Below are 11,226 nucleotides of genomic sequence, written 5' to 3'. Positions count from 1 at the left end.
CACTTCATGATAGGAAAAAGCACGAACAAGAATATGAGCTTACCGTTCGTATTGTCGACAAGGAAGAAAGCCAATCATTGAATAGCCAGTATCGCGGCAAAGATAAACCCACTAATGTTTTGTCTTTTCCTTTCGAAGCGCCAGCCGAGATTGAGCTTAACCTTTTGGGCGATTTGGTAATCTGTGCCCCTGTGGTAGCAAAGGAAGCAGCGGAACAGTCGAAGCAAGAAATAGCTCACTGGGCTCATATGGTGGTTCATGGCACTTTGCACCTGCAGGGCTACGACCATATCGAGGACGATGAAGCAGATATGATGGAGGCGCTTGAGGTGAAAATTCTGGCTGAACTTGGCTTTCCAGACCCTTACACTGAGATCGTCGAAGATGATACTATTGCAAACCACGATACAGCATAGGATTCGCTAGAAAACGTTTATGAACGAAGATAACTCAAAACCTCCGAGTAGCCAGTCAGGCCATAGTAAAGCCAAGCAAGAACATAAAAATAGTTCAAAAGGCTGGTTTGAAAAACTCACCCAGGCTTTTTCAGATGAGCCTGCGTCGCTGCGCGATATTATGGATATTCTCCGTACCGCAGAAGACCGAAACGTTCTCGATGCTGACTCGCTCAGTATTATCGAAGGCGCGATGCAAGTCACCGACATGCAAGTTCGCGAAGTGATGATTCCCCGCTCCCAGATGATTACCGTACGCGCGACGCTTGAGCCTGAAGAGTATATGCATAGCATTATCGAGTCTGCTCACTCACGTTTTCCGGTTATTGGCGAGTCAACTGACGATATTATCGGTATTTTGCTTGCTAAAGATTTACTGCCCCTAGCGATAAAAGGACAACTTAGCAAAAACAAGATTTCTGAGGCTTTACGGCCAGCGACGGTTGTACCTGAGAGCAAGCGATTAAATCAGCTTCTTAAGGAGTTTAAGCAAAACCGTAATCATATGGCAATTGTTGCCGATGAGTATGGCGGTATTGCCGGGCTTGTAACGATTGAAGATATTCTTGAGCAGATCGTGGGCGAGATCGAAGATGAGCACGACATCGATGACGAAGCGTTAATTAAGCCTCTTACTGATGGCGAGTATAACGTAAAGGCCATCACCCCTATTGATGAATTTAATGAGTACTTTTCAACGGAACTGCCAGATAAGGAATTCGACACCATTGGAGGCCTGATTCTGAAGAAGTTCGAACGCCTGCCCCGCCGCGGTGATACAACTCTTATGTATGGCTTTAAAGTAACAGTACTTAATGCTGATAACCGAAGCATTCGCTTGGTGAAGATAGAGAAGAATTGATATTCCAGCGGTTTCAATGGGGTCAGACTCGATTGAAACCGCAATATTTTCAATCGAGTCTGACCCCATTGAAATTTGACACTCCATGAACCTATTCCCGTCTCTGCCCAAGCCCTTAATTTTCATTTGCCTGTTAGTAGCCGGTGCACTGCAAACCTTCACACTTGCCCCATATGGCTTATGGCTACTAGGCCCTATTTCGATTGCATTGATACTACTTTGCACGCAAGCCTTAAAACCTTCAGGCAAAGCCGAGAAAGGTTTTTTGTATGGTTGGATATTTGGCTTAGGGCTTTTTGGTTCAGGCGCTTCGTGGGTTTACGTTAGTATTAACACCTATGGCAATGCGCCACCAGTGCTTGCAGGTGGCTTAACTGTCATTTTTGTTGCTGGCTTGGCCCTGTTTAGCGCTTTGAACTTCTGGCTCTACTTCAAACTACGCGGTGACAACACATTAATAAACAGCTTTTTATTTACCGCGATATGGGTCTTGGGTGATGGTTTTCGGACTGTATTCCTAACGGGTTTCCCCTGGCTATTTTTGGGCTATTCGCATCTTGAGTCACCTTTAAGCGGTTGGATCCCGGTGATTGGTGTACACGGGCTTACCTTCATTGTTGCACTAAGCGGCACCGCTTTAGCCTTGTTGTTAGCTTCTGATACTAAGCAGCACAAGTTCGGTTTACTCGCTTTTGCACTGATCTTCTGGATTAGCGGGCCTGCATTAAGCACCATTAACTGGAGCCAAAGTAAAGTTAGCAATACTGAAGATTCTAAAGATGAGCTCAGCGTCGCGCTGATTCAGACTAATATTCCCCAAGAACTTAAATGGCGACGTTCACAAATTCCAAAAACCTTAAAACTACTCGAGACCATGAGCGAGCAGGCCTGGCAGAGTGATGTGATTGTTTGGCCAGAAACGGCGGTGCCCAGGTTATATGACCAGGCCCTTCCATTTTTGAATGTAATGTCTGAACTGGCGAAAGCGAATAATAGTAATATTTTCAGCGGCATCCCCTTTCGACACATCGATAGAGAGAGCGGTCGCCAGGTTTACCACAACAGTATTGTTAGTCTTGGTGCGCGTGAAGCAGAAGGCGAAAGTATCTACCATAAACAGAAATTGGTTCCCTTTGGGGAATATGTTCCGCTGGAAGATTTATTGCGTGGCCTGATCGACTTCTTCAACCTACCCATGTCTGACTTTCGAACCGGTGCAGAAGACCAAGCCTTGCTAAAGTCCTTCGACTATCAAGTGGCGCCATTTATTTGCTATGAAGTGGTCTACCCTGATTTTGTTGCCAAGCAGTCGGCCGACGCAGATTACCTGATCACCATCAGTAACGACAGTTGGTTTGGCACCTCGATAGGCCCGCTTCAACATTTGGAAATGGCGCAGATGCGTGCTGCTGAAAATGCCCGCTACATGGTGCGCGGCACCAATAATGGGGTTAGTGCGATCATCGACGAGCGCGGAAAGATTACAGCCCAAAGTGAGCAATTTGTACAAACGATTTTGTTTTCTAAAATTCGTTTACTGGAAGGACGCACACCTTTTTCACACACTGGTTCCACTCCCCTATTTTGGTTTTGTGCTCTGCTCGTTTTAGTACTAAGAGTCAGGCGCTGAAAAGCATCAACAGAAGCGTGAAAAGCACCGTAATCTAGGCTAGAATAGCCGGCTGGTTTTAGTCGGCTTGATGCTTTATCCATCTTTAAGCGCCAAGCTTCTAAAAAGTACCTTATTTTTCACTCTTTATAAAAACACGCGACATTGAAGACTCTCATGCAAGAACATTATCAACCGCAGCAAATAGAAGAAAAAGCCCGTAAATTTTGGCAAGACAACAACAGCTTTGCTGTCACTGAAGACGAAACAAAAGAGAAATACTACTGCCTGTCCATGTTCCCTTATCCGAGCGGAAAACTACATATGGGCCACGTGCGTAACTACACCATTGGCGATGTTGTTTCTCGCTATCAGCGCATGCAAGGCAAAAACGTAATGCAACCAATGGGTTGGGATGCTTTTGGTCTTCCTGCAGAGAATGCTGCGATCAATAACAAGGTAGCACCTGCCAAGTGGACCTACGAAAATATCGAATACATGAAGACTCAGTTGAACGCACTGGGCTTTGGCTACGACTGGAGTCGCGAACTGGCGACCTGTCAGCCTGAGTACTACAAGTGGGAACAGTGGTTCTTCACCAAGCTTTACGAGAAAGGTTTGGTTTACAAGAAGAACGCAACCGTCAACTGGGACCCTGTCGACCAAACTGTTTTAGCAAACGAACAGGTTGTTGATGGCCGCGGCTGGCGCTCTGGTGCTTTGGTCGAGCGTAAAGAAATTCCACAATGGTTTATCAAGATTACTGATTATGCTGAAGAGCTGTTGGCAGATCTCGATCAGTTAGATGAGTGGCCTGAGCAGGTCAAAACCATGCAGCGCAACTGGATCGGCCGCTCTGAAGGTTTGGAATTCTCATTCGACCTAGCAGGTCGAGATGACAAGCTAAGCGTTTATACCACTCGCCCAGATACTTTAATGGGTGTGACCTACGTTGCAGTTGCTTCCCAGCACCCTCTTGCTCTTGAAGCGGCAGGGAATAATGCTGAGGTGAAAGCCTTTGTTGAAGAGTGTAAGAACAACAAAGTCGCTGAAGCAGATATGGCGACGATGGAGAAAAAAGGTATTCCAACCGGCTTTACTGCTATCCACCCAATTACGGGCGAAGAAGTACCTGTTTGGACGGCTAATTTTGTCTTGATGGATTACGGTTCAGGTGCGGTTATGTCGGTACCGGCTCACGATGAGCGTGACCATGAATTCGCCAAGGCTTTCCAGCTTCCTATCAAGCAGGTGATTGCGCCGGAAGACGGCAACGACATAGATGTACAAGAAGAAGCTTTTGTTGAAAAAGGCGTATTGGTGACTTCAGGTGAATTCACCGGCCTAAGCTCGGCAGAAGCCTTTGATGCCATTGTTGCCAAGTTCGAAGCGCTAGGCACTGGCAAAAAGCGTATTAACTATCGCTTGCGTGACTGGGGTGTTTCTCGCCAGCGTTACTGGGGCACACCTATCCCGATCAAGAATCTTGAAGACGGCAGCGCGATTCCTGTTCCTTTAGATGAGCTGCCTGTTGTACTGCCTGAAGACGTTGAGCTGAACGGTGTCACCTCACCTATCAAGAGCGACCCGGAGTGGGCAAAGACGACTCATAATGGTCAGCCTGCACTACGTGAAACAGATACCTTCGATACCTTTATGGAATCGTCTTGGTATTACGCACGTTACTGTTCACCTCAGTCTGCTGACAGCATGTTAGACCCAGGCGCGGCAAATTACTGGCTGCCTGTAGACCAATATATTGGTGGTATTGAGCACGCTATTTTGCACCTGCTTTATGCGCGCTTTTTCCACAAACTGTTACGAGATGTCGGCTTGGTAAATTGTGACGAGCCGTTCAAGCGTCTGTTATGCCAAGGCATGGTATTGGCTGAAAGCTTCTATCAGGAAGACGATAAAGGTGGCAAGATCTGGATCGCGCCAGCTGAAGTCGATATCGAGACGGACGAAAAAGGCAAAACCATTAGCTGCAAGCGCAAGTCTGACGGTAGCGAAGTGTTGTCTTCTGGCATGAGCAAGATGTCGAAATCTAAGAACAACGGTGTTGACCCACAAACCACCATCGACCAGTTTGGTGCTGATACCGTTCGTTTGTTTATTATGTTTGCTGCGCCTCCTGAGCAATCATTGGAATGGTCTGACAGTGCGGTTGAAGGTTCAAACCGTTTCCTTAAGCGTATCTGGCGCCAGGTGTATTCTCACGTTTCTCAGGGCGATGTGGCTGCACTCGATGTTGCCAGCCTGAACAAAGAGCAGAAAGCGCTTCGCTTAAAAACGCATGAAACGATTGCTAAAGTAAGTGACGACGTTAGCCGCCGCTTAACCTTTAACACAGCAATCGCGGCTATTATGGAGCTAATGAATACAGCCTCGAAGTTTGTTGATGTCAGTGAGCAAGGCCGTGCGGTCATGCAGGAAACGCTTGAAACCGTTACTTTACTGCTTGCACCAATCACGCCTCATATTTCACATGAGCTATGGGAAACCCTGGGCCACAAAGACGCAGTTATCGGCGCGGGCTGGCCAAGTGTTGACGAGAGCGCCTTGGTTAAGGCTTCGCAAACGATCGTTATTCAGGTGAATGGTAAAGTAAGGTCCAAGCTTGACGTGCCTGCTGATATCAGCAAAGAAGCAATGGAACAAACTGCTTTGGATGATGAAAACGTTAAACGCTTTACAGATGACAAGACCGTTCGTAAAGTAATCGTTGTACCTGGAAAGCTGGTTAATATCGTTGCGAACTAGGCAACGATAGACCTGTTCTTTCCTCCTTAATATCGCCCCTCGCTTAAAGCTTCGGGGCGATTATTATTTCAGTGAGAGCCTTATATGCCACGTAATAAACTTTTGATCATCGTAATGATCATGCTTTTTAGTTTGCTGTCGGCATGCGGTTTCCAGCTTCGTGGTTATTCTGAACATGACGCTCCTAAGGGCTTTTCCAGTATAAAACTCGACTGCCCAACCACTCGTGCTTGGCAGCTTTGCCAAACACTACGCCAAAAGTTGATGCTGAATAATATTAGCTTTGATGACAATGCTCAGTATCGGCTAGCTATCTCCCCTATCGAGCAAGAGTCTCGTACCTTGTCGCTGCAAAGCAATGCTTCAACCGCTGAATATGGGCTGAGCTCTAAAGTAAGTTATCAATTAGTTCTTCAAGAGAGCGAAGAAGTACTCGCTGAACAGGAAATCGTCGTTCGTAATAGCTATCGCCACCAGTCCTCTGCACTATTATCAAAAGAGCGCGAGCGCAGTGAGCTACAGTCTGAACTTAGCCAGCGCATTGCTTCAGAAATATTCCGCCAGATAGATGTCGTAAATAAACAAACGCTAACTACCAGCGATTCCGGCAGTAACGAGGGCTCTGAGTAAGTATGCGCATCAAAGCTGAGCAACTTGAGAATGAGCTGAAAAAAAAGCTCTTACCGCTTTATTTGGTAACCGGTGACGAGCCACTATTGGTTCAAGAAGCTTTGGACAGCATTCGTCTGAACTGCAAAAAACAAGGCTTTGATGAGCGAAAGATTCTGGAAGTTGACCGCAAGTTCGATTGGACCAGCTTAAACGAAGAAGCTAACACTCTGTCTTTATTTGCAGAAAAGACACTAACTGAACTTCGACTTGGAAAATCTAAACCCGGTACCCCCGGTGCAAAAGCCTTTCAACAATATTGCGATAATTTGCCAGAAGATAAGATTTTACTGATCTGCGCCGATAAACTCGATGCTTCCACACTTAAAAGCAAGTGGTGTAGCCGACTTGATCAGACTGGTGCCATCATTCAAATATGGCCAATCAATCTACACGAGATGCCGCGTTGGATAGCTCAACGAGCCAATAAAATGGGCTTGAACTTAGCTCGTGACGCCGTTTCACTTTTGTCTGATAGATTAGAAGGCAACTTACTCGCTGCACAACAGGAGCTTGAGAAGCTTAAGCTTCTTCACCCTGACAGCAGTGTCGAAATTTCTACTGAAGATGTGTTGGAAAGTGTTTCAGATGCTTCTCGCTACGATGTCTTTAACCTTACCGACGCCTGTTTGACCGGAAAGGCCAAGCAAAGCGCAAAAATCATCTCCCACCTTCGCCTTGAAGGCGTAGAAGTCACCTTTGTCTTGTGGGCTTTAAGTAAAGAGATTCGCTTACTACTGAATTTGTCTCATGCCCTGAGCAAAGGTCAGCCATTGCCGGCATTATTCAAACAACATCGTATCATTCAAAAACGCCAGGCAGGTCTGTCTGCCGCCGCACAAAAGCACAGCCCTCAAAAGCTATTGGGCCTTTTAGATCAGTGTAAGAAAGTCGATGACCTGATCAAAGGTGTCGAAAAGGGCATTTCCCCTTGGGACGTGTTGACTGATATTACCTTGGCAATTGCTAAGGGATAAAGCCAAAGGTAGGCGGGGCCTCTGTCCGCGCGAACGGAACCACCGGGCTATCTGACACTCCGAGGAACGACCTGCGCCCCGGGACGGGCCGCCTACAAAATTCTCACATTCGAAAACTCATTTCCGAAGATGCTTTAATTTCCATAGATAAGCTTTTGAAAATAAAAAATAACAAAAGCACAACAAAGCATTATAAGTTCTTTAGCGCACACTCTTTATCACAAATAAACATTAAAGCCTCTTTCCGATCGCTGTTTTTACAATGTTTTTCAGAATCTAACATTTTTAGCTCACTTATAAGGGGGCAGCGCTCACTTTTTATGCTAACGTCAATTATAAGAATCATATAAGTTGTTAAGCAGTCTTCTTTTACTACCAATAGCTTCACCGAGGTAAACCTGAATGCGCTTAAAACGCAACAAACAAATATGTAGCGCGATAGTTATCGCTATCAGCTGCTTGCTATTAAGTTCAATCGCGGCAGCTGATTACAAATCAGTGATTAAGGATAAATTTTGGGGCGCCATTTATAAAAATGGCGGGCAGACCTTTTTCTGCAAAAAGTCTTTCTCAAAGAAAACACCGCTTCTCGCGGTCAGCCATATTTACCCAAGCGCTCAAGTACGTGACCACCTTCAATGCGGAACTAAACGCCAGTGCCTTCGTTCAGACGATCGCTATATGGAAATAATCTCTGATTTGCATAATGTTGTTCCGGCTGACTCTTACTTTGAGTTTAAAAGAAAAGGCGCAAAGTTCGGCAACTTAGAAGAAACGATTGAGGCCAATAATTGCGGCATTCGAAAGAAGTTACACATTATTGACCCACCTAACGAGCTCAAAGGGGATATTGCCAGAATTCTGTTTTATATGAAGGCTAACTATGACCTACCCTTGCGTACTCATATGTCTTTATTAAAACTATGGCATGAGAATGATCCACCAAGCCCGGAGGAAGTCTCACGTAATGCGATTGTGGCTGAGTATCAGGGCAATGAAAATGAGTTTATCTCCAACCCATCTTTAGCTTATAACATTGATTAACTGCATCGTCGGGTTAAAACCCGACTTACCCTGAACTCAATAACCTTAGGGCTCGATTGAGAAGCCTAGACCAGCCTTTTCTTCTAGCCTATGCAATAAGGCATCACCCATTGCTGTTGAGGGTGTCAACACTCCGCACATCTTCGGCAAGTGTTTCTTATCCAAGGCTAAACAGGCTGCACTTTCACCAAGCATTTTAGAAGTAGAACCATAACCTGGGTCTCGGTCACCTGTAACCTTGGCAACCAATGTTCGGTCATTCATACGGCCAATTACACTAAAGGTGAAGAAGCCAGCTTCACGCTCTGCTTTATTTGGCCCTTCACCAGGTTCAGGGAAAAAGCGATTAATTGTATTTTTATACCAAGACCCCGGCTTACCTGCCATCATCAAGCCTAAGGTCAATAAGCCAGCATAACCTTTGGCTCTTCCAGTAAAGCCTTTGCCGCTCATCATCGCTTCATCATAAAGGAAGTCTTTTCCATACGGGTAAGACTTCAAAGCATGAGAGCGTCGAACAACGCGCGTATTTATTGCCGCCATGATGAAAGGCATGATCCAAGCTTTTAGGTCAGAGTCGTATTTAACGCTTTGCATATCTGGCTTATCAGGGCCCGACATTTCCCCCTGAGGGTTCAAACCATAAGGGTTGAAGATCACCTTCTTAACTTCAGGGTCTTTACTCGCTTCGAGCATCACATTATTCATACTGGCAAAGGTACCGCCACTCATCGCCCCTTTTGCAGCTTTTAAGCGCATCTTGATATGGTAGCAATATTCGCCATAGTGATGTTTTGCTTCACGCTGAAGAAAGTACACACCCATGTCGGAAGGAATCGAGTCAAAACCACAACAATGGACAATCCGGCAACCGGCTTCTTTTGCCGCTTTGTGGTGCTTGTCGATCATGCGACGAATCCATTGCGTCTCGCCGGCCAGGTCGCAATAGTCAGTGCCGTTCTCGACACACGCGGCGACTAACTCGTTTCCATATTTAGCGTAAGGACCGACCGTTGTGCAGACGACTTTAGTACGTTTTGCCAGTTCATTCAGGCTAGCCGTATCGTGGCTATCGGCAAGAATAAGAGGAATGTTATCGTTACCTAAGCCTTTTCGAACTTCTTCAAGCTTGGTTTGGTTGCGTCCAGCCATTGCCCATTTTAGTTCGCCATCGAGGCCGTAGGTATTTAGATAGTATTCGGCAACTAAGCGGCCTGTAAAACCACTTGCTCCCCATATGATCACATCGAATTCGCGCTTTGTACTCATGACCTCTTCCTATTATTTTTATAGCTTATTTTCAAAGGGGTCAGACTCGATTGAAATTCAATCGAGTCTGACCCCTTTGAAATTACATGGCTGACATGCCGCCGTCAACCGGTATAGCAATACCGTTCATATAACTATTCGCTGGTGACAGTATCATGACCATGACATTCACAATTTCTTCAACTCGTGCGATACGCTTCATCGGACAGCCGCGCGCAAGGTTCTTGTTGACCTCTTCGATATTATCATTCGGATTCATCGTTGGATTATCAACCATCGGCGTTGACGTAAAGAAGGGGCAAATCGCATTAACTCGAACATTCATAGGCCCACATTCAACTGCGGCCGTTTTAGTTAGACCTATTACAGCGTGCTTGGCAGCGCCATAGGAGCTTCCCATCGGCGTTCCACCTAAACCTGCCATGGAACTTACATTCAGAATCGCACCCTCTTTTTGAGCAGCCATGACTCTTAACTGATGCTTCAGGCCAAACGCGACACCTTTAGTATTAACATCTAACTGACGAGAAAGCGTTGGGCCGTCCAGGTGAACCAATGGGCCCAGTTTAGGAGCGATACCAGCATTGTTAACAGCAATATCAAGCTTGCCAAAATTATCAACCGCAGCCTTTACGAGTTCTTCAGAATGCGCTTCTTCAGCTATATCACCCGTTAAGGCAATAACCTTACTGCCTAGGGTTTCACAATCCTGCTTTGTCAGTGTTAAGCCTTCTTCGTTGAAGTCAGCTAGCACTAAGTTCGCTCCGCGCTTGGCTAACTCTTCGGCTAGGCTTTTACCAAAGCCACTGGCAGCGCCGGTAATCAATGCTACCTTTTCTGAAAAATCTAGTAGGTTATCCATAGTTTATCTCTGAATTAATAGGTATTACTAAAACTAAAAAATGAATTCACCACAGAGAACACCGAGCGCTTTGCTTCACAGAGAAGACAAAAAAAAGTACATATTATTATACAAATATTTTCTCGGTGTAGGCCTCAGGCTGCTCTGTGATCTCGGTGATTACATTTTTTAATTTAGATCGTTAGTCCACCATCAACGACAATACACTCGCCGTTGGTGTAGGAGCTTGCATCAGATACGAGGTAAAGTACCGTACCTGCCATTTCTTCTGGCTCTGCATGACGATGCATAGGAATCATCTGCATTGCGGCTTTGTGCATTTTCTCATTAGCAAATAACGCCCCGGCAAACTTGGTTTTAGTCAGGCCAGGCAAAATAGCATTACAACGGATACCCAGCGGTGCACATTCCTTCGCGAAGGCTTTAGTCATATTGATAACCGCCGCTTTGGTAATAGAATAAATCCCCTGCATCATGCCGGGCTGTAAGCCATTAACTGAAGCAGTATTGACGATGGCACCACCGCCATTTTTCTTCATCAATTTGCCTGCAGCGACTGACATAAAAAAGTAACCACGGATATTTACATCAACAGTTTTATCATAGGCCGCTAGGTCTGTATCAAGAATATGGCCAAAGTATGGGTTGGCTGCTGCATTGTTAACTAGAATATCGAGCTTGCCGTGCTTGCTTTCGATATGAGCAAAGCATGATTC

General features: G+C 45.8%; 10 protein-coding genes. 7 read left to right on the top strand and 3 right to left on the bottom strand.

Translation table 11 applies throughout. The features are described 5' to 3' along the window. The 7 genes from ybeY to A3766_RS21610 all read left to right on the top strand — a co-directional run. A partial coding sequence (gene ybeY, locus A3766_RS21645) for an rRNA maturation RNase YbeY (protein WP_068642965.1) occupies nt 1–416 on the top strand: 416 nt, incomplete at its 5' end. A 19-nt stretch (nt 417–435) separates the two neighbouring features. Then, the gene (locus A3766_RS21640; RefSeq protein ID WP_068506685.1) at nt 436–1,317 is read left to right on the top strand and encodes an HlyC/CorC family transporter; all 882 of its coding nucleotides are present in this window, start codon (nt 436–438) and stop codon (nt 1,315–1,317) included. An 85-nt stretch (nt 1,318–1,402) separates the two neighbouring features. Then, nucleotides 1,403–2,947, top strand: a complete 1,545-nt coding sequence (gene lnt / locus A3766_RS21635) for an apolipoprotein N-acyltransferase (RefSeq protein WP_068506687.1) — start codon at nt 1,403–1,405, stop codon at nt 2,945–2,947. A 156-nt stretch (nt 2,948–3,103) separates the two neighbouring features. After that, on the top strand, nt 3,104–5,689 hold the full coding sequence (gene leuS / locus A3766_RS21630) for a leucine--tRNA ligase (protein WP_068506690.1): 2,586 nt from the start codon (nt 3,104–3,106) through the stop codon (nt 5,687–5,689). 84 nt (nt 5,690–5,773) lie between these two features. Beyond that, entirely contained in the window at nt 5,774–6,319 is a 546-nt protein-coding gene (gene lptE / locus A3766_RS21625) for an LPS assembly lipoprotein LptE (protein WP_068506692.1), read from the top strand. Between the two features lie 2 nt (nt 6,320–6,321). Beyond that, nucleotides 6,322–7,335 carry a DNA polymerase III subunit delta gene (holA, locus tag A3766_RS21620; RefSeq protein WP_068506694.1) on the top strand — a complete coding sequence of 338 codons (1,014 nt, stop codon included), beginning with the start codon at nt 6,322–6,324 and terminating at the stop codon, nt 7,333–7,335. A gap of 402 nt (nt 7,336–7,737) precedes the next feature. Next, entirely contained in the window at nt 7,738–8,379 is a 642-nt protein-coding gene (locus A3766_RS21610; RefSeq protein ID WP_082865261.1) for an endonuclease, read from the top strand. 45 nt (nt 8,380–8,424) lie between these two features. On the opposite strand, the gene A3766_RS21605 is transcribed toward A3766_RS21610, so the two are convergent. From A3766_RS21605 to A3766_RS21595, 3 genes are all read right to left on the bottom strand, one after another. Then, nucleotides 8,425–9,648, bottom strand: a complete 1,224-nt coding sequence (locus A3766_RS21605; RefSeq protein ID WP_068506700.1) for a trans-acting enoyl reductase family protein — start codon at nt 9,646–9,648, stop codon at nt 8,425–8,427. Between the two features lie 82 nt (nt 9,649–9,730). Then, nucleotides 9,731–10,510 carry an SDR family NAD(P)-dependent oxidoreductase gene (locus A3766_RS21600; RefSeq protein ID WP_068506703.1) on the bottom strand — a complete coding sequence of 260 codons (780 nt, stop codon included), beginning with the start codon at nt 10,508–10,510 and terminating at the stop codon, nt 9,731–9,733. A gap of 173 nt (nt 10,511–10,683) precedes the next feature. After that, nucleotides 10,684–11,226, bottom strand: a 543-nt coding sequence (locus A3766_RS21595) for an SDR family oxidoreductase (protein WP_068642962.1), incomplete at its 5' end; no start/stop codon positions are given.

The sequence above is a fragment of the Oleiphilus sp. HI0132 genome (assembly GCF_001635845.1).
This window is presented reverse-complemented; position numbering and strand designations above follow the sequence as displayed.

What these genes read in the sequence shown, in the direction of transcription:
- A3766_RS21640 (WP_068506685.1), top strand. Translation starts at nt 436, where the DNA reads ATGAACGAAGATAACTCAAAACCTCCGAGTAGCCAGTCAGGCCATAGT.
- lnt (WP_068506687.1), top strand. Translation starts at nt 1,403, where the DNA reads ATGAACCTATTCCCGTCTCTGCCCAAGCCCTTAATTTTCATTTGCCTG.
- leuS (WP_068506690.1), top strand. Translation starts at nt 3,104, where the DNA reads ATGCAAGAACATTATCAACCGCAGCAAATAGAAGAAAAAGCCCGTAAA.
- lptE (WP_068506692.1), top strand. Translation starts at nt 5,774, where the DNA reads ATGCCACGTAATAAACTTTTGATCATCGTAATGATCATGCTTTTTAGT.
- holA (WP_068506694.1), top strand. Translation starts at nt 6,322, where the DNA reads ATGCGCATCAAAGCTGAGCAACTTGAGAATGAGCTGAAAAAAAAGCTC.
- A3766_RS21610 (WP_082865261.1), top strand. Translation starts at nt 7,738, where the DNA reads ATGCGCTTAAAACGCAACAAACAAATATGTAGCGCGATAGTTATCGCT.
- A3766_RS21605 (WP_068506700.1), bottom strand. Translation starts at nt 9,648, where the DNA reads ATGAGTACAAAGCGCGAATTCGATGTGATCATATGGGGAGCAAGTGGT.
- A3766_RS21600 (WP_068506703.1), bottom strand. Translation starts at nt 10,510, where the DNA reads ATGGATAACCTACTAGATTTTTCAGAAAAGGTAGCATTGATTACCGGC.